At 73.2% G+C, this 24,293-nt stretch carries 22 protein-coding genes; 10 read left to right on the top strand and 12 right to left on the bottom strand.

Annotated features, from left to right (window positions below):
- Positions 1-419: 419 nt before the first annotated feature.
- On the top strand, positions 420-1,781 hold the full coding sequence (locus ACI3EY_RS06275; protein ID WP_405039805.1) for a short-chain fatty acid transporter: 1,362 nt from the start codon (positions 420-422) through the stop codon (positions 1,779-1,781).
- Positions 1,782-1,815: 34 nt separating this feature from the next.
- Here the strand turns inward: ACI3EY_RS06275 and nagB are convergent, their stop codons facing one another.
- Genes nagB through murQ form a run of 3 tightly spaced genes read right to left on the bottom strand, consistent with a single transcriptional unit; the run spans position 1,816 to position 5,755 of the window.
- Positions 1,816-2,598 (bottom strand): glucosamine-6-phosphate deaminase, encoded by a 783-nt coding sequence (gene nagB / locus ACI3EY_RS06270; protein WP_405039804.1) that lies wholly within the window; start codon positions 2,596-2,598, stop codon positions 1,816-1,818.
- On the bottom strand, positions 2,598-3,806 hold the full coding sequence (locus ACI3EY_RS06265; protein WP_405039803.1) for an anhydro-N-acetylmuramic acid kinase: 1,209 nt from the start codon (positions 3,804-3,806) through the stop codon (positions 2,598-2,600). The genes nagB and ACI3EY_RS06265 overlap by 1 nt, the downstream gene beginning before the upstream one ends.
- Positions 3,803-5,755, bottom strand: a complete 1,953-nt coding sequence (murQ, locus tag ACI3EY_RS06260; RefSeq protein ID WP_405039802.1) for an N-acetylmuramic acid 6-phosphate etherase — start codon at positions 5,753-5,755, stop codon at positions 3,803-3,805. The genes ACI3EY_RS06265 and murQ overlap by 4 nt, the downstream gene beginning before the upstream one ends.
- An 88-nt stretch (positions 5,756-5,843) precedes the next feature.
- Here murQ and ACI3EY_RS06255 point away from each other — a divergent pair, with 88 nt between their 5' ends.
- The 9 genes from ACI3EY_RS06255 (at position 5,844) to ctlX (ending at position 15,741) form a co-directional block, all read left to right on the top strand.
- Positions 5,844-7,499 carry a glycoside hydrolase family 10-like protein gene (locus tag ACI3EY_RS06255; protein WP_405039801.1) on the top strand — a complete coding sequence of 552 codons (1,656 nt, stop codon included), beginning with the start codon at positions 5,844-5,846 and terminating at the stop codon, positions 7,497-7,499.
- Positions 7,496-8,278 (top strand): GntR family transcriptional regulator, encoded by a 783-nt coding sequence (locus ACI3EY_RS06250; RefSeq protein ID WP_405039800.1) that lies wholly within the window; start codon positions 7,496-7,498, stop codon positions 8,276-8,278. The genes ACI3EY_RS06255 and ACI3EY_RS06250 overlap by 4 nt, the downstream gene beginning before the upstream one ends.
- Positions 8,279-8,294: 16 nt before the next feature.
- Complete coding sequence (locus ACI3EY_RS06245; protein ID WP_405038033.1) at positions 8,295-9,596, top strand: sugar ABC transporter substrate-binding protein; 1,302 nt, start codon at positions 8,295-8,297, stop codon at positions 9,594-9,596.
- Entirely contained in the window at positions 9,593-10,498 is a 906-nt protein-coding gene (locus tag ACI3EY_RS06240; RefSeq protein WP_405039799.1) for a carbohydrate ABC transporter permease, read from the top strand. The genes ACI3EY_RS06245 and ACI3EY_RS06240 overlap by 4 nt, the downstream gene beginning before the upstream one ends.
- Positions 10,499-10,506: 8 nt before the next feature.
- The gene (locus ACI3EY_RS06235) at positions 10,507-11,316 is read left to right on the top strand and encodes a carbohydrate ABC transporter permease (protein ID WP_405038180.1); all 810 of its coding nucleotides are present in this window, start codon (positions 10,507-10,509) and stop codon (positions 11,314-11,316) included.
- Positions 11,317-11,354: 38 nt separating this feature from the next.
- Positions 11,355-12,860, top strand: a complete 1,506-nt coding sequence (locus ACI3EY_RS06230) for a glycoside hydrolase family 3 protein (protein ID WP_405039798.1) — start codon at positions 11,355-11,357, stop codon at positions 12,858-12,860.
- Entirely contained in the window at positions 12,857-13,999 is a 1,143-nt protein-coding gene (locus ACI3EY_RS06225) for an N-acetylglucosamine-6-phosphate deacetylase (protein ID WP_405039797.1), read from the top strand. Before ACI3EY_RS06230 ends, ACI3EY_RS06225 begins: the two co-directional genes overlap by 4 nt.
- Before the next feature lie 10 nt (positions 14,000-14,009).
- Entirely contained in the window at positions 14,010-14,645 is a 636-nt protein-coding gene (locus tag ACI3EY_RS06220) for an MSMEG_1061 family FMN-dependent PPOX-type flavoprotein (protein ID WP_405039796.1), read from the top strand.
- Between the two features lie 85 nt (positions 14,646-14,730).
- A complete protein-coding gene (ctlX, locus tag ACI3EY_RS06215; RefSeq protein ID WP_405039795.1) occupies positions 14,731-15,741 on the top strand; it encodes a citrulline utilization hydrolase CtlX in 1,011 nt (336 codons plus the stop codon).
- 42 nt (positions 15,742-15,783) lie between these two features.
- Here ctlX and ACI3EY_RS06210 read toward each other — a convergent pair whose 3' ends face one another.
- Genes ACI3EY_RS06210 through ACI3EY_RS06170 form a run of 9 tightly spaced genes read right to left on the bottom strand, consistent with a single transcriptional unit; the run spans position 15,784 to position 24,188 of the window.
- Positions 15,784-17,001, bottom strand: coding sequence for an amidohydrolase (locus tag ACI3EY_RS06210; RefSeq protein ID WP_405039794.1), 1,218 nt, complete (start codon positions 16,999-17,001; stop codon positions 15,784-15,786).
- A gap of 59 nt (positions 17,002-17,060) precedes the next feature.
- Positions 17,061-17,885 carry a hypothetical protein gene (locus ACI3EY_RS06205; protein ID WP_405039793.1) on the bottom strand — a complete coding sequence of 275 codons (825 nt, stop codon included), beginning with the start codon at positions 17,883-17,885 and terminating at the stop codon, positions 17,061-17,063.
- A gap of 21 nt (positions 17,886-17,906) precedes the next feature.
- Positions 17,907-19,220 (bottom strand): RNA polymerase sigma factor, encoded by a 1,314-nt coding sequence (locus tag ACI3EY_RS06200; RefSeq protein ID WP_405039792.1) that lies wholly within the window; start codon positions 19,218-19,220, stop codon positions 17,907-17,909.
- A gap of 3 nt (positions 19,221-19,223) precedes the next feature.
- The gene (locus ACI3EY_RS06195) at positions 19,224-19,577 is read right to left on the bottom strand and encodes a YciI family protein (protein ID WP_405039791.1); all 354 of its coding nucleotides are present in this window, start codon (positions 19,575-19,577) and stop codon (positions 19,224-19,226) included.
- The gene (locus ACI3EY_RS06190; RefSeq protein ID WP_405039790.1) at positions 19,574-20,674 is read right to left on the bottom strand and encodes an NAD-dependent epimerase/dehydratase family protein; all 1,101 of its coding nucleotides are present in this window, start codon (positions 20,672-20,674) and stop codon (positions 19,574-19,576) included. Before ACI3EY_RS06190 ends, ACI3EY_RS06195 begins: the two co-directional genes overlap by 4 nt.
- 25 nt (positions 20,675-20,699) lie before the next feature.
- Positions 20,700-21,053 (bottom strand): 2-polyprenylphenol hydroxylase, encoded by a 354-nt coding sequence (locus tag ACI3EY_RS06185; protein ID WP_405039789.1) that lies wholly within the window; start codon positions 21,051-21,053, stop codon positions 20,700-20,702.
- Positions 21,050-22,021, bottom strand: a complete 972-nt coding sequence (locus ACI3EY_RS06180) for a bile acid:sodium symporter family protein (RefSeq protein WP_405039788.1) — start codon at positions 22,019-22,021, stop codon at positions 21,050-21,052. The genes ACI3EY_RS06185 and ACI3EY_RS06180 overlap by 4 nt, the downstream gene beginning before the upstream one ends.
- Positions 22,018-23,373: a flavin-containing monooxygenase gene (locus ACI3EY_RS06175; protein ID WP_405039787.1), complete on the bottom strand. Its 1,356-nt coding sequence runs from the start codon at positions 23,371-23,373 to the stop codon at positions 22,018-22,020. The genes ACI3EY_RS06180 and ACI3EY_RS06175 overlap by 4 nt, the downstream gene beginning before the upstream one ends.
- Positions 23,370-24,188 (bottom strand): SDR family NAD(P)-dependent oxidoreductase, encoded by an 819-nt coding sequence (locus ACI3EY_RS06170; protein WP_405039786.1) that lies wholly within the window; start codon positions 24,186-24,188, stop codon positions 23,370-23,372. Before ACI3EY_RS06170 ends, ACI3EY_RS06175 begins: the two co-directional genes overlap by 4 nt.
- Between the last annotated feature and the right edge of the window lie 105 nt (positions 24,189-24,293).

The following is a 24,293-nucleotide window of genomic DNA, read 5'->3' as shown; positions in this document are numbered from 1 at the left end:
ACGATCAACTACTGCACCTTGAATCAACTGCCGAGGCGGCGCCGAGCGTGCACATTCCCTTTGGTGCGCTGAACCAGGTTCCGGAAGCGACAGCGGAGTAACACACGCTCATCGGCGTGGGCGACCATCGAGAGCCTCTGCGACAACCGTCCTGTATTCGGCAGATCCGGTCTGTCACAACCTCGACGGACGCGCATGCTCGCGCCACCCTCCGAAGAGCACCCATCGAGCCCCCGGGGCCTCACGGGTCTCGACCTTGAGGTGCTGGTGAACCGTGCTGCCCGCAGACGCTCAGGCAATACCACCTCCAAGGGCTCACCCGGCCCCGCCCGACACCCCGACGGCATACCGGACGTCCGTCATCTTGACGGCTAGCGTCTGCTGGAGCCCCGCCACCCCCACGATTCGAGGTCGAGCCCATGAGTCAGCCCCAGACCCGCACCGGCGTCCAGCGAGCCATGGGCCCGTTGAACTCCGTCGTCGAGCGCTTCATCCCCTCGGCCCTGGTCTTCGCGATCGTGCTCACCGTGGTGGTGATGGCGGCCGCCCTGGCGTTGACTGACTCCGGGCCGGTCGACGTGGTGCAGGCCTGGGGTGACGGGCTGGCCGGCCTGCTGGCGTTCATGACGCAGATGGCGCTGATCCTGCTGCTCGGCTACATCCTCGCCAACACAGGACCGATCCGGGCCGGGTTGCGCCGGCTCGCGGCCATCCCCGGTGGCCGGGTGATGCCCTACGTCTTCGTCGCGCTCATCACCTGTGTCGCAGGCCTCTTCACCTGGGGCCTCGGCCTGGTCGTCGGGGCGCTGCTCGCCAAGGAGGTCGCGGCAGAGGGCCGCCGCCGCGGTGAGCCGCGGCACTTCCCCCTGCTGGTGGCCGCCGGCTACACCGGGATGGTCGTCTGGCACATGGGCTACTCGGGCTCGGCGCCGCTGGTCGCGGCCACCCCGGACAGCTTCGTCGGCGAGCAGCTCGGCCAGACCCTGCCGATCACCGAGACCACCTTCTCCACCTGGAACATGGTCACCACCGTGCTCGCGGTCGTCGTCGTCGCCGGCACGATCGCGCTGATGGCCCCGCGCAGCGGCGCCGGGATCGTCGAGATGCCCGAGCACAAGATGACCGACGACGAGATCCGCTACGACGTCACCACCCCCGCGGACCGGCTCGACGCCTCTCGGGTGATGACCCTGGTCCCCGGCCTGCTGCTGCTCGCCTACCTGGTCATCCACTTCAACGGCGGCGGCACCGTCACCCTGGACATCGTCAACTGGACCTTCCTGACCCTCTGCCTGCTGCTGGTGCGCAACCCGTTCGAGATCATCGAGCTCACCCAGCGGGCCGCCTCCAACGTCGGGGAGATCCTGCTGCAGTTCCCGCTGTATGCCGGGATCATGGGCATCATGGCCGGCACCGGCCTCATCGCGATCTTCTCCGAAGCGCTGGTCTCGATCTCCACGCCCGCGACGTTCGGGGTGCTGGCGTTCCTCTCCGCGGGCATCGTCAACTTCTTCGTGCCCTCCGGTGGCGGCCAGATCGCCGTCCAGGGGCCCGTCCTGCTGGAAGCTGCCCAGAGCTTGGGCGTCGACCCGGAGGTGGCGGTGATGGCGATCGCCTACGGCGACCAGTGGACCAACATGATCCAGCCGTTCTGGGCGCTGCCCCTGCTGGCCATCGCGGGCCTGAAGATCCGCGACATCCTCGGCTACACCACCGTCATCCTGCTCACCACCGGGGTGCTCTTCGCCGGCGCCCTGCTGGTGCTGGGCTCGGGCGTCTGACGCACCGGGCATCGCACCGGCCGCGTGGCCGACCTCAGAGGCCCTGCCACTCCGGCTTGTGCGCCCACGCCTCCCGGTAGTAGTCGGCCAGCTCGAGCCGGCTCGCCGCGGCCTCGTCCAGCAGCACGCTGACGTGCGGGTGCAGCTGCAGCACGGTCGCCGGCCACCGCGCCGAGACCGGCCCCTCGACCAGCTGCTGCACGGCCTCCGCCTTGCGCTCCCCCGCGGCCAGCAGCACCACGTGCCGGGCCCGGCCGATCGTGCCCAGGCCCTGGGTGAGGCAGTGCCGCGGCACCGCGTCAGGGTCGTCGTCGAAGAAGCGGGCGTTGTCGGTGCGGGTCACCGTGGTCAGCGTCTTGACCCGGGTCCGGCTGGTAAGGGAGGACCCGGGCTCGTTGAACGCGATGTGTCCGTCCGAGCCCAGCCCGAGCAGCTGCAGGTCCACTCCCCCGGCCGCCTCGATCGCCTCCTCGTAGGCGGCCGCGGCAGCGGGAAGGTCGCTCGCGCCGCCGTCCGGGCAGTGCACCTGCTCGGCCGGGATGCCGGCCGGGTCGGTCAGCACCCGGCGGATCTCGCTGCGGTAGCTGGCGGGGTGGTCGGCGGGCAGCCCCACGTACTCGTCCAGGGAGAACGTCCGGGTCCCGCTCAGGTCCAGCTCACCGGCACGTACCCGGGCGACCAGCTCGGCATACACCCCGCGGGGGCTGGAGCCGGTGGCGACGCCGAGCACGAACTCACGACCGGGCACGGCGGCGGCGATGGCGTCGGCGGCGAGCCGGGCCATCTCGTCCGGCCCGGGGCAGATGACGACCTCCATCAGCCGACCACCCGCATCGTCGTCGGCGCCGAGGTGGCCGGGTCGGGCATCCGCAGCGGCGTGTGACCGGGGGTGATCCGGCCCGCGGGCCTGCCTGCCACCGCCCCGGTCGCCGAGGGCGAGGTCCCGGGCAGCCCGTGCCAGGTGAGGAAGCCGAGCAGCGCGAACAGGCACGCCTCCTTGGCGTCCACCGGGATCCCGTGCTGCTCGCTGGTGCTGACGGTGGTGCCCGGCATCGCCCCCGCCAGCCCGCGCAGGAGGGTGCCGTTGCGGGCACCACCCCCGCTGGCCACCAGCTCGGTCGGCGCCGCGTCGGCCAGGGCGTCGGCGACGGTACGCACGGTCAGCTCGGTGAGCGTGGCGACCAGGTCGTCGTCGGCGACCGGGTGGTCGACCCGGGCGAGCGCCGCGTCGACGTAGCCGAGATGGAAGTGCTCCTTGCCGGTGGTCCGCGGCGGCGGCCGCCGGTAGTACGGGTCGTCCAGCAGGACCTCCAGCAGCTCCCGGTCCGGTATGCCGCGCGCCGCCCGCGCGCCGTCCGTGTCGTAGCGCTCAGCCCCGCCGCTGACCCGCGCCACCACGGCGTCGATCAGCGCGTTCGCCGGGCCGGTGTCGAAGGCGCTCAGCGAGCGCCACTCCTGCCCACCACCCCCCTGCCCCGAGGCCGGGCCGAGCACGCTGACGTTGGCGATCCCGCCCAGGTTGAGGGCGGCGACCGGACGCTCGTCCTGCACCCCGGCCAGCCACAGCCGGTCCCAGGTCCCGGCCAGCGGGGCACCCTGGCCCCCGGCGGCGACATCGGCGACCCGCAGGTCGGAGACCACCGGGGCGCCGGTCCGTTCGGCGATCCACGCCGGCTGGCCCAGCTGCAGGGTGCCCGCCACCCGCCCATCCACGACGTCGTGGAAGAGGGTCTGCCCGTGCGAGGAGACCAGGTCGGGGCGCCCACCCGCGAGCTCGGCCCCCACCCCGGCCACCGCGTCGGCGAAGGCCCGCCCGAGGCGGGTGTCCACCCGGCAGACCCGGGCGGCGTCCAGGGTGCCGCCCGCGATGACGGCGAGCACGTCGTCGCGCAGGTCATCGGCGAAGGGCACCTCGCCGCTGCCGAGCACCCGCACCGTCAGCTCCTCGCCGTGCAGGTCCATCTCCAGGGCTGCCAGGTCGATGCCGTCGACGCTGGTGCCGGAGCCGACCCCGACCACGATCATCGGGACACCTCCGTGGACGTGGCGGTGGTCAGCGCGCCGCGCACCGAGCCGTCACCCTGCTCCAGGGCGGCCCGGGCCTGCTCGGGTGAGGTGTCGGTGAGGACCATGACGATCGCCACCTTGGTGCTCCAGCCGGCGTCCTCGAGCGCCTGCTCCGCGTGGTCGGTCCCGCAGCCGGTGACCCGGGCCACCATCCGCACGGCCCGGTCCCGCAGCTTCACGTTGGAGGCCTGCATGTCGACCATGAACGGCCCGTGGGTCTTGCCGAGGCGCACCATCACCGCGGTGGACAGTGCCCCCAGCAGCAGCTTCTGCGCGGTGCCGGCCTTGAGCCTCGTGGAGCCACTGATCACCTCCGGGCCGGTGGGCACCTCGATGGCGTGGTCGACGCCTGCCGAGGCCTCGGCACCCGGGTTGTTGGACACGGCGACGGTCAGCGCACCCCGCGCACCCGCCTCCCGCAGGCCGGCGATGACGTAGGGGGTGCGGCCGGAGGCGCTGATCCCCACCACCGCGTCGTCCGGGCCGACCTGCTCGCGCTCGATCACCGCGGCACCGGAGTCCGCGTCGTCCTCGGCGCCCTCCCTGGCCAGCACCATCGCCTCGACCCCACCGGCCGGCAGGGCCTTCACCAGGTCGGCCGGGGTGCCGTAGGTGGGGGGCAGCTCGGAGGCGTCGACGAAGGCGAGCCGCCCGGGGGTGCCCGCACCCAGGTAGAACAACCGCCCACCGGCCCGTAGCCGTGCGGCGATGGCGTCGACGGCCGCCGCGACGTCGGGCGCCACCCGCAGCAGCGCCGGGGCGACGGTGGACTCGGCCTCCCACAGCTCGCGCAGCACCGCCTCGGTAGGCCGTTGGTCCAGGTCGAGCAGGTCCTCACGCACCCCCTCGGTCCCGAGCCGGCCGATCCCGGACGTCACGTCCGCGGCAGCCTCCGGTGCGGCATGCGAGCCGTCGACGGCACTGTGCGACGCGGCGACGGACGCGCGGGGAGCGCCGCGGACCACGGTCACGGTGTCCTCCCCCGCCAGCGCGGGCGGCAGCTCCCCGTCCCACGCGGCCCGTCCCAGCATCAGCGCCCCGGCCAACGAGTCCCCGGCCGGCGTCACCACCGTCCCTTCCCCGAGCGCGTCCGCGAAGGGCACGGTCAGCAGGTCCCCCACCGCGGCGAGCCCTCCGGCCAGGCACACCGGCAGCGACGGGTCGAGCGCGTCCCGGCAGGCCCGCCCGGTGGCGGCCAGGGTGACCCCGGCCTGCTGCCAGATGCCCATCGCCTCGACGTCCCCGCCGCGGGCCAGGTCGGCGACGTCGGGGGCGAAGGAGGCGATCAGCCTGGACGGGTGGTCGGCCGAGTGCACCACCGCGGGCAGCCCTGCCAGGTCGCCGAAGCGCCCCTGCGCGGCCTGTGCCAGCGCGGCCGAGCCGCCGCGTCCCTCCCGGTGCGCCAGGGCGGCGCGCAGACCGGCGCGGCCCACGGCATACCCGCTGCCGTCGTCGCCGAGCAGGAAGCCCCAGCCGTCGTGCACCGCGGTCCGTCCGTGCGCGTCGGCGGCCAGTGCCACCGCTCCGGTGCCGGCGGCGACCACCACACCCGGTCCCCCGCCGAAGGCCCCGGCGTGCGTGGTGGTGACGTCCCCGGCGAGCACCACCAGGTCCGCCCAGTCCTGCCGCAACCGTGCCGCGAGCTCCTCGCGGCGGGCGCTGGCGGCGTGGTAGCCGACCAGCCCGATCGAGAGCACGTCGACGCGCATCCCGGGAGTGAGCCCGGCGTCGTCGGCGGCGGCGCGCAGCGCGCGGCATACCTGCTCCACACCGTCGGCGGCGGCGAGACCGACCGCACCCGGCCCCTCCCCGTGCCGCTGCCCCTGGGCACTCGTCAGCAGCAGTCGGCACCCGGTCTTGCCCAGGTCCACCGCAAGGGTCGTCGTCGCGTCGTTCGGCCCGGTCATCGTTGACATCACCCGGGCAGTATGCCAATCTCTGGACCGTTGGTCTAGCACCGTTGGTCTACAAGCTCTGACAAGGACGTGAGAGAACGTGTCCCAGCCCCACCGCACCCGGTCCCGCACCCGCCGCCGCGCCTACGCGCTCGGTGCGCCGCTCGCCCTGGCCCTCGCCACCTCGACGCTGCTGCCCGCCGCGTCGGCGACCCCGGCCGTCACCGCCGGACCCGGCGGCGGACCGCACCAGGGCTGCGAGATCAGCACCGGCGCGCCGCTGCACGAGATGCGCGGCACCTGGATCGCCAGCGTCGCGAACATCGACTGGCCCTCCCGCCCCGGCCTCAGCCCGGAGGAGGCGCAGGCCGAGCTGCGCGACTGGTACGACTCCGCCGTCGACGACGGCCTGAACAGCGTCTTCGTGCAGGTCCGTCCCACCGCCGACACCTTCTGGCCCTCCGAGCTGGAGCCGAGCAGCCACTGGATCACCGGGGAGCAGGGCGCCGACTTCGGCGGCTGGGACCCGATGCAGTTCGCCGTCGAGGAGGCGCACTCCCGCGGCCTGGACTTCCACGCGTGGTTCAACCCCTACCGCGTGTCCCAGACCAGCACCGACCCCGCCACCCTCTCCCCCGAGCACCCGGCCCGGCTGAACCCGGACTGGGTCCTGCCCTACGGCGGCAAGCTCTACTACGACCCGGGCGTCCCCGCGGTCCGCGAGCACACCATCGCGGTGATGATGGAGGCGGTCGAGCGCTACGACATCGACGGCGTCCACTTCGACGACTACTTCTACCCCTACCCGGTGGCCGGCGAGGAGTTCCCCGACGACGAGAGCTTCGCCCGCTACGGCGGGGACTTCGAGGACCGCGGCGACTGGCGCCGGGACAACATCAACCTGCTCGTCGAGGAGTTCTCGGAGCAGATCGCCGAGGCCAAGCCGGAGGTCAGCTTCGGCGTCAGCCCGTTCGCGGTGTGGCGCAACGCCGGCACCGACCCCGAGGGCTCGGACACCACCGCCGGTGCGCAGACCTACGACGACCTCTACGCCGACACCCGGCTCTGGGTGCAGGAGGAGTGGATGGACTACGTCCTCCCCCAGGTGTACTGGTCCATCGGCTTCGAGCCGGCCGCCTACGAGGTACTGGTGCCGTGGTGGAGCGAGACCGTGGAGGGCACCGACGTCGCCCTGTGGATCGGCCAGGCCACCTACAAGGTCGGCACCTCCACCCAGTCCCCGGAGTGGGCCGACCCGCAGGAGATGGTCCGCCACCTCGATCTCAACGAGGAGTACCCGCAGGTCACCGGCGACGTCTGGTTCTCCGCCAAGGACGTGGTGGCCAACCGCCTCGGCCACTGGGACCTGCTGCAGGAGGCCCACTACGACACCCCCGCGCTGCCGCCCGCGCTGCAGGCCGGGGCCGGCGACCCGGTCCGCGCACCGCACGGGATCAGCACCCGCCCGACCGCCGAGGGCACCCAGGTCCGCTGGCACCAGAAGGGCGAGGACGCCGGGTATGCCGTCTACCGGGTGGAGGGCGAGCGCACCGGTCCCGGCAAGGGCAAGGGCAAGGGCCGACCGGTCGACCCCTGCGACGCCGTCTCCGCGGACAACCTCGTCGCCGTGCTCGGCACCGGCGCCACCAGCTGGACCGACCCCGAGCCCAGCGGCAAGGACGTCAGCTACGTGGTGACCACCCTGGCCGACGACAACACCCAGTCCCAGCCCTCCCGGCCGGTGCGTGGTCGATGACCATCGAGGAGGTCGCCCCGACCACGGCCCGCCCTGAGCCGCCGGCCATCCGGGCCGGCAAGCAGGAGCAGGTGCGGGAGCAGCTCGCGGACCTCATCTCGCCGATGAGCCCTGGCGAGCCGCTGCCCGCCGAGCGGGACCTGGCCGCCCACCTCGGGGTGGCCAGGATGACCCTGCGCCGGGCGGTGGAGGCGCTGGTGGCGGACCACCGGCTGATCCGCCGCCCGGGGGCCGGCACCTTCGTGGCGCCGGCCCGGGTGGACCAGCGCCTCTCGGCGACCTCCTTCTCCACCGACATGCGCTCCCGGGGCCTGGTCCCCGGGGCCCGCACCGTGCAGGCCCGTGCGCAGCCGGCCGGCATGGTGATGGCCTCGGTGCTCGGCATCGAGCCGATGGCCTCGGTGCTGCACGTGCGCCGGGTCCGCACCGCCGACGGGGAGCCGATGGCGCTGGAGGACCTGCACGTCCCGGCCGAGCTGGTCCCCGGCCTGTCCGGCGCGGACCTGCAGGACGCCTCCTTCTACGACCTGCTCGAGTCGCGCTACGCGCTGTCCATCACCGCGGCCACCCAGACCATCGAGCCGCACCAGGTCACCGCCGAGGAGGCCGAGCAGCTCGAGGCCGCCGAGGGCGACCTTGCCTTCCTCTTCGAACGCACCTCCCGGGTCGCCGACGGAAGAGTGGCCGAGTTCGTCCGCTCCGTCTACCGCGGCGACCGCTACCGCATCCTCGTCGACATCTTCCCGACCAGCACCGGCGACCGCCGGGCACCCCTCTGAAAGGACACCACCACCCATGCCACACGCATCCCGCACCACCCGTCTGCTGGCGCTGGCCACCCTCACCACGTTCACCCTGGCCGCCTGCGGCGGCGGTTCTGACGACTCCTCCTCCGGCGGTGGTGACGTCGACGCCTCTGGAGAGACCCTGAGCGTCTGGATCATGGAGGGCACCAACCCGGACGCCACCCCCTTCTTCGAGGACGTCAGCGCGGCCTTCGAGGAGGAGACCGGCGCCACGCTGGACATCCAGTTCATCCCGTGGGCCTCGGCGCACGACCAGTTCGTCAACTCGATCGCCGGCGGCACCGGCCCGGACGTCGCGGAGGTCGGCACCACCTGGACCCCCGAGTTCGGTGACGCCGGCGCACTGATGGACCTCAGCGGCCAGATGGAGGAGGCCGGCCTGAGCGACGCCTACGTGGACAGCGTGATGGAGTCCGGCACCTACGACGGCGCCGTCTACGGCGCCCCCTGGTATGCCGGTGTCCGGTCGCTGATCTACCGCGCCGACCTCTTCGAGGAGAACGGCATCGAGCCGCCCACCACCTGGGACGAGCTGGCGGACGCCGGTGACGCCCTCAAGGAGGCCGACCCGGACCTGATCCCCTTCCCGATCCCCAACTCCACGCACACCACCAGCCCGTTCATCTGGGGTGCCGGCGGCGAGATCGCGGTGCAGGAGGGCGACACCTGGACCTCCGGCCTGGACTCCCCCGAGTCGGTCGAGGGCCTGGCCTACCTGGAGTCCCTGGTGGAGGAGCACGAGCTGTCCACCCCGGCCGCGAGCACCTGGAACGAGGCCGACACCCGCGACGCCTTCGCCCGCGGCGAGGCCGGGATGATCATCAGCGGCTCCTGGACCCCGATGTCGATCGTCGAGGCCAACGCCGACCTCGAGGGCAAGCTCGGCGTGGTGCCGATCCCCGGTCAGGACGGCGGGATGGCGCCCTCCTTCGCGGGCGGCTCGCACCTGTCGGTCTTCGAGACCGCCGAGAACCAGGACCTGGCGTGGACCTTCGTGGAGATGATGACCACCGGTGACTTCGCCGCCCAGTGGGGTGAGCAGACCGGCTACTTCCCGGCCACCGAGGACCTGCTCACCCAGCTCGAGGAGGCCGACGACCCGCTGGTCGGTCCGTTCGCCACGCAGATGCGTGACGGCAGCGCCACCCTGCCGGTGACCCCGATGTGGGGCCAGGTCGAGGGCGCCCAGACCATCCCCGCGATGATGGAGTCCATCCTCGGCGGCGGGGCCGACGCGGAGGGCGCAGCCCAGACCGCGGCGGAGGAGATGAACGGCATCTTCGACTCGTGAGCTCACCAGCACTGGGGTCGGCGCGGAGGCCGTGGTGGCTTCTCGCGCCGACCCTGGCCGTCATCGGGATCCTCCTGCTGTGGCCGATGGTCCGCGTCGTCACCCTGTCCTTCCAGGACTTCGGGCTGCGCGAGCTCGTCCGCGGGGAGGCCGAGTTCGTCGGCCTCAGCAACTACACCTCCGTCCTGACCGACTCGCGCCTGTGGCTCGTGGCGCTGCCCAACACCGTCGTCTTCGCGCTCGCCTGCGTCGTGCTCACCGTCGTGGTGGGCACCCTGGTCGCGCTGCTGCTGCACCGGCTGCCCGCGGGCTGGCGGACCGTGGTGCTGATGTCGGTGATGGCCGCCTGGGCGGTGCCGGCCGTGACCGGCACCTACGTCTGGGTCTACCTCTTCGACGCCCGCGCCGGCTTCCTCACCGGGCTCCTCGCGCAGGCGGGGCTGGTGGACCTGGCCACCCAGAACCTGTTCACCGAGCGCGGCTGGTTCTACGCCATCGCCACCCTCAACGTGGTGCACCACGGCTTCCCGTTCGTGGCCGTCACCGTGCTGGCCGGGCTGATGACGATCCCCACCGAGCTCCCCGAGGCGGCGATGATCGACGGCGCCAACGCCTGGCAGCGGTTCCGGCACGTGACCGTGCCGCTGCTCAAGCCGGTCTTCGCGATCGTCACCATCCTGTCCACGATCTGGGACTTCAAGGTGTTCACCCAGATCTACCTGATGCCCGGCGGGGACGGCTCCAACCGTGACGTGCTCAACCTCGGGACCTGGTCCTACATCACCGCCATGTCGCAGAACCAGTTCGGGCTCGGTGCCGCGATCGCGGTGCTGCTGACCCTGCTGCTGCTGGGCATCACCGCCCTGTACCTGCGCACCCTGTTCAAGGAGGAGGAGCTGTGAGCCGCCTGATGAGCAGGTCCGGGTTGGTGGTCGCCTCGCTGGCCGTCGTCGTCTTCAGCCTGTTCCCGGTGTTCGTGATGCTCTCCACCGCGGTGGACGAGGACGCGAACGCGGGCGGTCGGGGGATCATCCCCGGCGGGCTGACGCTGGAGCACTTCACCCGGGTGCTGACCGAGACCCGGTTCCCCGACTACCTGGTGAACAGCCTCATCGTGGCGGGGGTGACGGTGGTCGCGAGCGGACTGCTGGCGCTGTTCGCCGCGGTCGCGGTGGCCCGCTTCAAGTTCTCCGGGCGCACCAAGATCCTGATGATGATCCTCATCGTGCAGATGGTGCCGATGGAGGCCCTGGTCATCCCGCTGTTCCTGCAGGCCAGGAACCTCGGGCTGCTCAACAGCCTGCTGGGCCTGTCGGTGATCTACATCGCCTTCAGCCTGTCGTTCGCGATCTGGACGTTGCGCGGCTTCGTGGCGGCGGTCCCCGTCGAGCTGGAGGAGGCGGCCTACCTGGACGGGTGCTCGTGGTGGCAGATGTTCTGGAAGGTGCTCTTCCCGCTGGTCGCACCAGGCCTGGTCGCGGTCAGCGTGTTCAGCTTCATCCTGGCCTGGAACGAGTTCATCTTCGCGCTCACGTTCATGGCCGACGACGACATGTACACCGCCGCCGTCGGGCTGCGGACGTTCTTCACCCGCTCCGGCACCGACTGGGGCGCGGTGATGGCGGCGAGCTCGATCATCACGGTCCCGGTGCTGATCTTCTTCGTGGCGGTCCAGTCGCGGCTCTCGCAGGGTCTGATGGCAGGGGCGACGAAGGGATGAGTGAGATGAACAGTGCGGATGTGACGGACGTGACGGGTGTGACGGAGGATGACGCCGACCTGCGGGCTGACGCCCTGGCGGTGCTCGCCCCCGGCTTCGTCGGGACGCAGGTGCCGGGCTGGGCGGGTGAGCTGCTGGAGCAGGGCCTGGGCGGGCTGTGGCTGTTCGGCCACAACGTCCAGGACGAGGCGCAGGTATGCGCCCTCACCGCCGCGGTGCACGCGGCCCGGCCCGAGGCGCTGGTCTGCGCCGACGAGGAGGGCGGGACCGTCACCCGGGTGCACCACCGGGACGGCTCCCCCTGGCCCGGCGCGTGGGCGCTCGGGGTGGTCGACGACGTCGGCACCACCCGGGCGGTGGCCCAGGGCCTGGGCGTGCAGCTGCACGCCGCGGGGGTGGACCTGGCAGCGGCGCCGGTGGCGGACGTCAACAGCGAGCCGGACAACCCGGTGATCGGGGCCCGCTCGTTCGGCGCCGACCCGGCCCTGGTGTCGCGGCACGTGCGGGCCACCGTCGAGGGGCTGCGTGAGGGCGGTGTGCTCTCCTGCGCCAAGCATTTCCCGGGGCACGGCTCGACCCGGGTCGACTCACACCTGGACCTGCCGGTGCTGGACGTGGACGCCGACCTGCTCGCCACCCGTGAGCTGGTGCCCTTCGCCGAGGCGGTCCGGGCCGGGGTCGACGTCGTCATGACCGGGCACCTGGTGGTGCCCGAGCACGGCGAGCTGCCCGCCACCCTCAACTCCTCGGTGCTGAACCTGCTGCGGGACGACCTCGGCTTCGACGGGGTGATCTGCACCGACGCGCTGGACATGGCGGCGGTGGCCCGCACCTACGGGCGTGAGCGCAGCGCGGTGCTGGCGCTGGCCGCCGGGGTGGACCTGCTGTGCGTGGGCAACCCCGCCTTCCCCGGTGACTACGACGCCGAGGAGGACACCCGCGGGCTCGTCGAGGCCGTGCTGGCTGCGGTCCGCGACGAGCAGCTGCCCCGGCAGCGGCTGCACCAGGCGGCGGAACGGGTGCGTGCGCTGGGGACACGGCAGGCCGCGAACCGGGCTGATCCGAGGAGTGGTGTCGGTGCCCGTGCCGGCTCCGGCGTCGGTGCCCGTGCCGAGGAGGCCGACGCGAGCCGGGTCGGCCGTGACGCCGCGGCGCTCGCGGTCACCGTGACCGGACCGGTGCCCACCCTCGACGCACCCGTGGTGGTCGCGCTCAGCCGCACCATGAACATCGCCAGCGGCGCCCGCGCCCAGGTGGTGGTGGACACCCTCGCCGCCCGGACCGGTGGCACGGTGGCCGAGCTGGGCGAGGTGGGCGGGCAGACCGGGTCGATGGACCCGCTGCTGCTCGTCAGCGACGACCAGAGCGACCTGCACGACCCGGATCTGCAGGCCCTGGTCCGCCGGTGCGCGGTGCTGGTGCACACCGGTGTGCGGGACCTGCCCGCGGACCTGCACCCGGCCTGCCTGGTCCGCACCTTCGGCGGAGGCCTGGCCAGCGCGCTGGCGGCGGCCGACGCCCTCACCGCACGACCGGTCACGTGAGCGGGCTGCTGGTCGCCGCGGATCGGGCACTGCTCGCGGACGGGTCGCTCTCCCCCGGCTGGGTGGAGGTCGCGGACGGGCTGGTGCTCGCCACCGGTCGTGGCAAGCCGCCCCGCACCCCGGACCGGCGGGTCGCCGTGATGACCCCGGGCCTGGTGGACATCCACTGCCACGGCGGGGGTGGGCATACCTTTGCCACCACCGACCCGCAGGAGGCGCGGGCCGCGGCCGACGCGCACCACCGGGCGGGCACCACCACGGTGCTCGCCTCCCTGGTCAGCGACACCCACGAGACGCTGCGCGAACAGGTGCGCACGCTCGCGCCGCTGGTCCGCGAGGGGGTGCTCGGCGGCATCCACCTGGAGGGCCCCTGGCTCAGCCCGCTGCACCACGGCGCGCACGACCCCGGGGTGCTCCGCGACCCGGACGCCGGTGAGCTGCAGGACCTGCTCGCCGCCGGTGACGGCACCGTCCGGATGGTGACGCTCGCGCCCGAACGGCCCGGCGGGCTGGACGCGGTGCGGCTGCTGGCCGAGGCCGGGGTGGTCGTCGCGGTCGGGCACACCGACGTGGACGGGGACCAGCTGCGGACGGCGGTCGACGCCGGCGCCCGGGTGGTGACCCACCTGTGCAACGCGATGCGCCCGATCCACCACCGACGCCCCGGCCCGGTGGTGACGGCGCTGGCCGACGAACGGCTGGCGGTCGAGCTCATCGTGGACGGGGTGCACGTGCACGACGAGGTGGTCGCCCTGATCGCCCGCAGCGCCCGCTCCCGGTTGCTGCTGGTGAGCGATGCGATGGCCGCCGCCTGCGCCCCGGACGGGCGCTACCAGCTCGGCGCGATGGCCGTCGACGTCGTCGACGGGGTGGCCCGGACCACCGACTCCGGTCGGATCGCCGGCAGCACCCTCACCCTGGACCGCGCGGTGCGCGGCACCACCGCCACCGGGGTCGACACGCTCGCCGCCCTCACCGCCGCCACCGCCTCCCCGGCCAGGACCCTGGGGCTGACCGCCGGGGTCCTGCGGCCGGGCGCCCCCGCGGACCTGGTCGGGCTGGACGCGGACCTGCACGTGCGGTGGGTGCTGCGGGGCGGGGTCGGGGCCGGACCTGGGACGACGTGCAGCACCTCCTAGGGTGAGACGCATGGACCTCGCCGCGCTGCCCACCATCGCCGACGAGAGCGAGCTGAGGGCGCTGATCGGTGAACCGCTGCCCGCCGTGCGGGACAAGGTGCAGCCCGGCCTGGAGGACGCCGACCGCGAGTTCCTGGCCGCCTCCACGCTGTGCTTCGTGGCGACCCGTGGTCCGGACGGCGGTGACGTCTCGCCCAAGGGCGACCCGCCCGGCTTCGCGGTCGTCCTGGACGAGCGGACCATCGCCCTCCCGGAGCGCTCCGGCAACAACCGCCTCGACGGGTTCCGCAACCTGCTGCACGACCCGCACGTGGCGCTGATCTTCCTCATCCCCGGGCTCGGGCACACCCTGCGCGTCAACGGACGGGCCAGGCTCGTCACCGACGGGCCCTTCTTCGACCGGATGGAGCACCGGGGGCACCGCCCGCTGCTCGCGATGGTGGTGGAGATCGACGAGGTCTTCAACCACTGCCCCAAGGCCTTCCTGCGCTCCGGGGCCTGGAAGCCGGCCCGCTGGGACACCACCGCGGTCCGCGACTACGCCGCGCTGGCGCAGACCAAGTGGCGCCGCGAGGACCCGCCCGAGCAGATCGCGGCGGAGTACGAGCCCGCGGAGTACGCCAAGGGCCTCTACCCCTCGACCTGAGGCTCTCCGGGCTCACCCGCAGGGGTGACCCGGTCGCGACCGGCACGTCTTGGGCCGTGCCCTCCGGATGCCCTACATTCGCTGCGTGAGTGCCCAAGCCCCGTCCGCCGTCATCCTGATCCGCGCCGAGAAGTTCGTGCCCAACCCGGCGACCGCCGCCGACAACGCCTTCCAGCACGACGCACCGCAGGGACAGACCGCGGAGGCCACCGCCGCCGCCGCGCTGGCGGAGATGGACGCGGTCGCGGCGGCGCTGCGGGCGGCCGGGGTGACGGTGCACGTCTTCGCCGACGAGGACCACACCCGACCGGACAGCGTCTTCCCCAACAACTGGCTGTCCACCCACCCCGGCGGCTACGTCGCCGTCTACCCGATGTATGCCTCCAACCGCCGGCACGAGCGGCGCGGCGACATCCTGGAGATGCTCAAGTCCACCTACCGGCTGCAGACCATCGTCGACTACTCCGGGCTGGAGCCGGACGGGATCTTCCTCGAGGGGACCGGGGCGATGGTCCTCGACCACGTCTCCCGGGTCGCCTACACCGCGGTCAGCCACCGCGCGGACACGCTGGTGCTGGAGCGCTTCTGCAGCGACTTCAACTACGAGCCGATGGCCTTCCACGCGGTCGACGCCGGCGGGGTGCCGGTCTACCACACCAACGTCATCGCCTGCATCGGCACCGAGGTCGCGCTGATCGCGCTCGACATGATCCCTGACGAGCAGCGCCGACGGGAGGTGCGCGAGCGGCTGGAGGTCACCGGCCGGGAGGTGGTGGCGCTCAGCGAGACGCAGGTGCGGGAGTTCGCGGGCAACGCCGTCGAGCTGTGCGGCCGCACCCCCGAGGGCCGCAAGCGCTACGTGATGGCGATGTCCGGCCGCGCCCGGCGCAGCCTCACCGGTCCGCAGATCACCACCATCGAGCGCTCCTGCGAGATCATCTCGGTCGACATCCCGACCATCGAGCTCGCCGGCGGGTCCGTCCGCTGCATGATCGCCGGGGTACACCTCGACCCCCGCAGCACCAGGGCACCGGAACCCACCGAGACCGCCGAGGCGATCGACGAGGCACCGGTCAGCGCCGACGGGCAGGTCTGAGCAGGAAGGCCCCTCGGCCACGGGCTCCGGGCGAGGAACCGCTCAGCGGCGCAGCCGGGCCAGCAGCACCTCGTAGGCCGCGGTCGTCCCGGTGCTGAGCGTCGGCTCCAGGACCGGCGCGAAGAACGGCGAGTGGTTGGTCGGCGTGGGGGTGTCCGCGTCGACAACCTCGGCGGGCATACCCCCGAAGAACCAGTAGACGCCGGGGACGCCGAGGGCGTCCGGCAGCGCACCGAAGTCCTCGCTGCCCATCACCGCCGGCTTGGTCACCACCTGGTCCTCGCCGAGCAGCCCGCGCAGCACGCCGGTGACCTGCTCGGTCTCCGCCGGGTCGTTGACCAGCAGCGGGAAGGTGTAGAGCTCCTCGATCTCCGGCTCCGGGGCACCGCTGGCCATCGCCTCCGCCAGGATCACCCGGCGCAGCGCGACGAGCAGGTCCTCGCGCACGTCGGGGTCGAGGTTGCGCATGTTGACGGTGAACTCCGCGGTCGGCGGGATGATGTTCTCCTTGAGACCGGCGTGGAAGGTCGCGACCGTGATCACCGCGGCCTGCTGCGGCGGCACCTCCCGGCTGATCAGGCTCTGCAGCCGGACCACCATGTGCGCGCCCAGCAGCACCGGGTCGATGGTGTTCTCCGGCTGTGAGCCGTGCCCACCGCGACCGTGCACGGTGACCTTCCAGGCGTCGGAGAAGGACATCGCGGTGCCGCTGGAGATGTCGATGGTGCCGGTGCGACCGGGCCACACGTGCTGGCCGTAGATCACCTCGGGGTGCGGGGCCCTGTCCCACAGCCCGTCCTCGAGCATCGCGGCGGCGCCCGCGGCCGTCTCCTCCCCCGGCTGGAAGAGGAAGACCACGGTGCCGGACCAGGCGTCGGTGTCCCGGGCGAGCAGCGTCGCGGCACCGATCGCGGCGGTGATGTGGGTGTCGTGGCCGCACGCGTGCATCACCGGCACCTCGGTGCCGTCGGGCAGCACCCCGCGAGCGGTGGAGGCGTAGTCCAGCCCGGTCGACTCCAGCAGCGGCAGCGCGTCCGTGTCCGCGCGGAAGCCGACCACCGGGCCGTCCCCGTTGCGCAGCACGGCCACCACGCCGCTGCCCCCGCAGCGGAACACGTCATACCCCAGATCGCCCATCCGCTCCTCGATGAGGGCGGCGGTGGCGTGCTCCTGCATGGAGAGCTCAGGGTGCTGGTGCAGGTGGCGGTAGAGGTCGTGCAAGGACGCCTGCAGGTCCGGGTGCTGGTCGAGGAGGCTCATCGCGTCAGCGTGCCACACGGGTGCCTGACCTGCACCGCGTCCCCTGTGGGCCCCGCACGTCACGGCCGGTCTCCTCCCCGGGGCCAGCCGTCATGCCCGTCGTCGTGCCCGCCGTCGTCGTAACCGTCGTCGTGGCCACCCTCGGGCGCGGGCGGCAGGTCCCGGCGCAGCGGCCCGGCGCCCTCGAGGTCCTCCAGCGTCATCCGTGCCCTGTCCAGCTCCTCGGTGTCGGCCCGGGCGGCCTCCAGCTCGGCCAGCGCCACCGCGATCCGCCGCTGCCGGTCGGAGCCCGCCTCGGCCAGGGTGCTCACCGTGGAGCCGGTCGCCGCCGCGAACTGCTGGGCCTGACCCAGCTGGTCCCCGGGCAGACCGAGCACGTGCTCCCACCCGCCGTCCGCGACGACGAGCCGGACCTGCCGCTCGTCCTCCGGCACCATCCGGGGGCGGTTCTCCTCGTCGAGCACGCTGCGCCAGCGGATCTCACCGACCACCTCCACCCTGGCCCGGGTGCCGTCGGTGAGCCAGTGCCGGCGGTCCCCGACGACGAGGGTGAGCCGTCCCAGCCGCCAGCCGGCGAGGGTCATCACCGGCAGGTCGAGCCCGGCCCCGTCGAACCGGTGCTCCGCCGCCCGCAGCGCCCGGGCGTGCGCCGCCTCGGCGTGCTGCAGCTCCTCCCTGGCCGCGGCCACCGCCTCGGTGTGCCGCCTGCTGGCGAAGGAGGCCGACGGCGGGATGTCCTGGGGCACGTCGGCCGATGGCTGCGGGCGCGGCAGCGACGGTGCGGCAGCACCACCGTCATCGGCACCGCGTGGAGGGCGTGCTGCTGCCCGTAGCGCCAGCAGCACACCGACGACGAGCAGGGCGAGCAGGATCACGCGCAGCATCGAGGCACCTCCACCGCGAGACTAGCCCCGGTCGAGCGCCGCACGCCGGGCCAGCAGGTGGTCGCGCTCGGCGTCGTTGCGGCAGAGGGCGATCGCCTCGTCGAAGGCGGCCCGTGCGGAGTCGTGCTCGCCGGCCCGGGCCAGCAGCTGGGCACGGACCGCCGCCGGCCGGTGGCTGCCCGGCAGCTCGATCCCCTGCAGCGCCGCCAGCCCCGCCCGGGGTCCGTGCGCCTCGGCCACCGCGACGGCCCGGGCCAGGGACGCGGCCGGCGAGGGGTCGACCTCGAGCAGCCGGTCGTAGTACGTCACCACCCGGTCCCACCGGGTGGAGCCCGGGTCGGCGGCGAGCGCGTGCTCCCGGGCGATGAACGCCTGCAGCAGGTAGGCCGCCGCCTGCCGTGGCACCGGCTCCTGCAGCGGGGCCGAGCCGAGCAGTGCCGTCGCCTCGTCGATCTCGTCGTGATGCCAGCGGGCCCGGTCCTGGTCGGGCAGCAGCACCAGTTCCCCGGCGGCGTCGGTGCGTGCGTCCCGGCGCGAGTGCTGCAGCAGCATCAGGGCGAGCAGCGCGGTCAACGTCGGGTCCTGCGGTCGCAGGCCGCGCACGGTCCGGGTCAGCCGCAGCGCTTCGCCCGCCAGCTCGACCCGGACCGGGTCCGGGCCGCTGCCCGGGGCATACCCGGCGGTGAACGCGAGGTAGGCGGTGACCGCCACCCCGGAGAGCCGCTCGGCCAGGGTGCTCGCGTCGGGGACGGTGAACGGGATGCCGGCGGTGACGACCTTCTTCTTGGCCCGGGTGATCCTGGCCGCCATGGTGGTCTCCGGCACCAGGAAGAGCCGGGCCACGTCGTGGGTGCTGACGCCGAGTACCAGCCGCAGGGTCAGCGCCGCGGCGGCCTCCGGCGCCAGGGCGGGGTGGGTGCACAGGAGGACGAGGCGGAGCAGATCATCCTCGACCAGGTCGCCGGGGTCCGCCATCGTGGGCCGGTGGGACCGGTCCAGGTCGGTGGCCAGCAGCTGGTGCCTGCGCCCGGCCATCGTCTCGGACCGCAGCCGGTCCAGCACCCGTCGCTGGGCCGCCCGGTGCAGCCACCCGGCGGGGTTGTCGGGGACCCCGTCGTGAGGCCAGGTCCGGGCCGCGGCCTCGACGGCGTCGCCGAGCGCGTCCTCGACGAGGTCCAGGCGGCGGAAGCGCGCGAGGAGCAGGGCGACCAGGCGTCCCCACTCCTCGCGCACCACCCGTGCCACCGCGGCGTCAGCGGGATGAGCGGCGTCGGCGGGGTGGTCGGCGTCAGTAGGTCCGCCGTCGGCGGGTCTGCCGTCGATCCGTCCCGGCACGGCTCAGGAGGGGTCGATCACCGGGGAGATCTGCAGGTCGTAGGCGGGCAGCAGGGTGGTCAGCTCCAGCACCACGTCCAGGTCGGGCGCCTCCAGCAGGTAGAACCCGCCGAGCTGCTCGACCGCCTCGGCGAAGGGACCGTCGGTGACCGTGCGCTCCCCTCCCCTCGTGCGGGTCGTGGTGGCCGTGTCGGCCGATCCCAGGGCCTCACCGGCCAGGATGGCGACCCCGTCCCGTTCCGCGCAGGCCGCACCGAACGCCTCGAACTGCCCGAACACGGACTCCTTCTGCTCGTCGGTGTGCTCCGACCACGCGGGCACCTCGCCGTCGGCCATCAGCAGGACCAGGTACTTCATCTCGTTCTCCTTCGTCTCGGCGACCCGCCGAATGCGGTCCGCTCACCCCTGTGACGAACGGGACCGGCCGGGATCGACACCTCGCCCGGGTCGTCCTGGCGCGTCCCGCCCGGGCGGGACGCGGCATACCGGTCCAGCACCTCCCGGGTCGGCGTCACGGTGACCCCGAGCGTGGCCAGCCGGGAGGCGTCCAGCACCGGCCGGTGCGCCAGGAACACCGTCTGCTCGGGACCGTACGGGGTGAGGCGGAGCCTCTTCCCGACCCGCAGCACCGCGCGCAGCACCGGCTCGGGCACCGCCAGGGTCCGCCGCCCGAGGGCCCGGGCGATCTCGGGGACGGTGACACTGCCCTCGCCGGCCACGTTGAAGACCCCGGTCACCGGGCTGCTCACCGCGGCCCGCACCACCCGCACCACGTCCTCGTCCCAGACCAGCACGAACGGCGAGTCGTGGCCGGCGATGCGCAGGATGAACCGGCCCTGCCACAGCCGGGTGATCTGGTTGTCGACCCGCTCCCCCAGGATGGTGCCGATCCGCAGCACCACCTGCTCCAGCGCCGGGGTGCGCTCGCGCTCCACGGCCAGCATCTCCTCCACCTGCCGCTTGTGGTCGGCGTACGCGAACTCGGGGTTGCCCCGCAGCGAGTGGTCTTCGGTCAGCGGGACCGGGTTGTCGGCGTGGTAGCCGTACGCGGCGCCGCTGGAGGACACCACGATGCGGCGCACCCCGTGCTCGCGGCAGGCGTCCAGGACGTGCCGGGTGCCGTCCACGTCGACGGCCCGCTCGAGCGCCCGGTCGGAGTCCTTGCCCGGGGTGACGACGGACGCGAGGTGCACCACCACGTCCGGTCGGTGCTCGGCCACGACCCGGGACACGGTATGCCGGTCCCGCACGTCCATCCGCACGTGCCGGACACTGCCGGTCGCCGTGCCCGTGCCGCTGGCGGCCGGCTCGCGAGACGCGGCCGGGGGCGCCGGGTCCCGCAGGTCGGCACTGATCACGTGGTGTCCCTCGGAAGCGAGCCCGGGCACCACCGAGCTGCCGAGGAAACCGGACCCGCCGGTGACCAGCACCGTCAGGGGCGTGCCGCTGCTCATGTCGGCACGATAGCCGTCGGCACCCTCAGGCACCTGGGTCCTTGCCGTCGCTGTCCTTGTCGTCGCTGTGCTCGTCGTCGCTGTCCTCGTCGAGCCGGTCCAACTCGGCGAGCGCCTCCTGCCAGCGGTGCTCTTTCGCCTCGGCGTCCTGCTCCCACCAGGGGGTGCCGCGCTCCCCCAGCCCGTGCTTGGCCAGCGAGACCCGGTGCCGCGCGGGCGCCGGGTCCTCCCCGTCCTTGCGCAGGGCGCGCACCGCCGAGCGGCCCCGGCCCAGGTGGGAGAGCAGCCGGGCGGCGGCCTCCTCGGGCAGGTCCGGGTCCTGGCGTCGCCAGCGTCGGCCGTTGACGACCAGCCAGCGCGCGTCCTCGTCCGCGCTCACCCGTCTGCCCCCGCCGGTCCCGCCGACCCCATCGCCCCCGTCGCCCCAGTCGTCGCCGGGGACGACGGTGCTCCCCTGGACCGGCGCCGCCACAGCGTCGCCACGAGCAGCCCGGCGACCATGTCCCAGATCCCCCACCAGGCCGCGACCAGGGCCATCCCGCCGAGGCCGTCGAAGAAGCTGAAGACCAGCAGCAGCCCCAGCCCGGCGTTGCGGATGCCCACCTCGAAGGTGCAGGCCTTGACCGACGCCGACGGCAGCCGCGCGGCCCGGCCGATGGCATACCCCAGCAGCAGGGCGAGCGCGTCGTGGACCAGGACGGCGACGACGACCAGGCCGATGTGCGCGGTGAAGATGGCCCAGTTGTTCGCGACCCCGACGACGATGATCGCGCCCAGGCCGAGGACGGCGACCGGCCCGACCACCCGTCGGGCCTTCGCGGCGATGCCCGGGAACCGGTGCGCGACCGCGATGCCGACGACGAACGGGATCCCGATCACCACCAGCACCTCCCCCAGCATCGACGCCGGGCTGAGCGAGATCTCCTGCAGCAGCGCTGAGCCGGTCGGGTGCAGGGACCCCCAGAAGGCCATGTTCAGTGGCATCAGCACGATCGCCAGCACGTTGCCGACCGCGGTCATCGACACCGACAGCGCCACGTCTCCCCCGGCCCGGTGGGTGAGGATGTTGGAGACGTTCCCCGGCGGGCAGCAGGCGACCAGGATCAGCCCGAGCGCCAGCGACCCGCGCAGGTCCAGCGCCAGGGTGAGCAGGAAGGTGATCCCGGGCAGCAGCAGGAACTGGGCGACGACGACCACCAGGATCGCCCACGGCCGGCGGACCGCCCGCGCGAAGTCGGAGACCCGGGTGTCCAGCGCCACCCCCAGCAGGATGAGCCCGAGGACGATCCGCAGCGTGGTCAGCGAGCCCTCGTCGAAGGCGATCCGGATGTCGTCGACGTCGGTCACGAGGCCCCTCCCAGCTCGGCGACCTGCGCGCGCACCGCGCGCCGGTAGGCGTCCTTGTTGACGTAGTAGGCCATCCGGTCCAGCCCGAGGTAGTCGTAGCCGCCGGTCAGGTCCGGCCAGGTGGACCGGTCCCGTGCCGCTGCCCGGAGGGTCGCCGCCCGCTGCGGGGCGCGCTCCCGCGCGGCGAGGTATGCCGCGACCAGCTCGGCCTGCTCGTAGCGTCCCTGCCAGCCGATCCCGGCGGCCTCCACCATGCCGACGACGAAGAGCCCCTCGACGTCCGGGCTGACGATCTGCAGGTACAGCTCGGGGGCTGCCCGCTCCGGGGGCCAGGCCAGCAGCGAGGAGTCCAGGAAGGGGTAGTGCAGCCGGTAGCCGGTGGCCAGGACGACCGTGTCGTACGCGTGCCGGCTGCCGTCCCGGAAGACGACCCCGTCACCGTCGAGGCGTTCCACGTCCGGGCGCACGGTGGCGTCCCCGTGGCCCAGGTGGTGCAGCACCAGCGAGTTGACGATCGGGTGCGACTCGTAGAGCTTGTGGTCCGGCTCCGGGAAGCCGAAGCGGGTGGGGTCGCCGGTGAACATCCGCAGCAGCCGCGAGTCCAGCGCCTGCTTGAGCCTGGCCGGCAGCGGGCGCCCCTGGTTGAGGGTGTCGGCCGGGCGGCCGAAGACGTACTTGGGCACGAAGTGGTATCCGCGCCGGACGCTGAGGTCGACGGCGGCGGCGTGGTGCACCGCGTCCACCACGATGTCGCAGCCGGAGTTGCCCGCACCCACCACCAGCACCCGCCGCCCGGCCAGCACCTCCGGGTGCTTGTAGTCCGCTGTGTGCAGGATCTCGCCGTCGAAGTGACCGGGCAGCCGGGGCCGGTTCGGCTCGGAGAGGGTGCCGTTGGCGACGACTACCCCGGCGTGCTCGGTCCGGGTGGTGGCGCCGTCGGGGCCGGTGGCGGTCACCAGCCAGCGCTGCTCGGTGCCGCCATCGCCGCCGCTGTTGCTGCCGCCCACCGGCTCCACCGCCACCACCTCGGTGCCGAAGCGGTAGTGCTCGCGCAGCCCGAAGCGGTCGGCGTAGGAGCGGAAGTAGGCCAGCAGGTGGGTGTGCGAGGGGTAGTCGGGGGTGCCCGGCGGCATCGGGTGCTCGGTGAACTCGGTGGTGGTGCGGGAGGAGATGAGGTGGGCGGAGGCATACACGGTGCTGCGCGGTCCGTCGATGTCCCACAGCCCCCCCACGTCGTGGCTGAGCTCGTAGCCGGTCCAGGGCAGTCCCTGGCGTTGCAGCGCCCTGGCCGTGGCCAGCCCGGAGGGGCCGGCGCCGATGACGGCGTGGGTGAGGTGGTCGGCGGGGCTCATGCGGGTGGTGTCTCCTGGGGGTGGGAGCTCGGGCGGGTGTTCGAACGAGTGCTCAGGCGGCGGGTCATCAGGCGGGCGTAGGTGCGGGGCGCGAGGCGGTGCGCGTGCCAGGCGAGGCGGGCGGTGCGCCCGACGAGGACCCGGTCGCGGCGGTGGGTGACCGAATCGACGACGGCCTCGGCCACCTGCCGGGGGCTGACCCGGGTGCCGGTGGTGGACCGGTCGCGGCTTCCTGCGGCGGTGGCCAGGGCGGTGGTGACGAAGGTCGGGTGGACCATTGCGACGTGCACGCCGTCGGCGGCGAGCTCGGGGCGCAGCGCCTCCATCAGCCCGGTGACCGCATGCTTGGCGGCGACGTAGGCGGGGCGGCCCACGACCGGCGCGAAGCCGGCGACCGAGCCGATCGTCACGACGGCGCCGGCGGCGGAGCGCAGGTGCGGCAGGGCGGCCAGGGTGACGGCGAGGGCACCGAGGTGGTTGACCTCGAGGACCTGACGGTGGGTGGCCAGGTCGTGGTCCTCGATGCTGCCGATGGCCGAGATCCCGGCGTTGTTGACGAGCACGTCCAGCCGGCCGTGGGTGGCGACCACCTGCTGCACCGTGGCCCGGACCTGGGCCTCGTCGGTGAGGTCGCAGGCGAGGATCCCGTCGGTGCCTGACCCGGCACCGCCCGTGTCCGGCAGGTCGAGGCCCACGACGGTGGCCCCGCGGGCCGCGAAGGCGGCGGTCGTGGCCGAGCCGATGCTGCCGCGGGCACCGGTGACCAGCACGACGGTGTCGCGCAGGTCAGCGGGGGTGCGTGTCGTCCTTGTCACGGTGCAGGCAGGGTAGCGCCATCCATGCGCGGACGGGCATACCCATCCCTGTGCAGGAACGGTGTGACACATCCGTCGTCAGGGCGACGGATGTGTCACACCGTT

The sequence above is a fragment of the Serinicoccus shuyuelongi genome (assembly GCF_045032955.1).
Classification (GTDB): Bacteria; Actinomycetota; Actinomycetes; order Actinomycetales; family Dermatophilaceae; genus Ornithinicoccus.
This window is presented reverse-complemented; position numbering and strand designations above follow the sequence as displayed.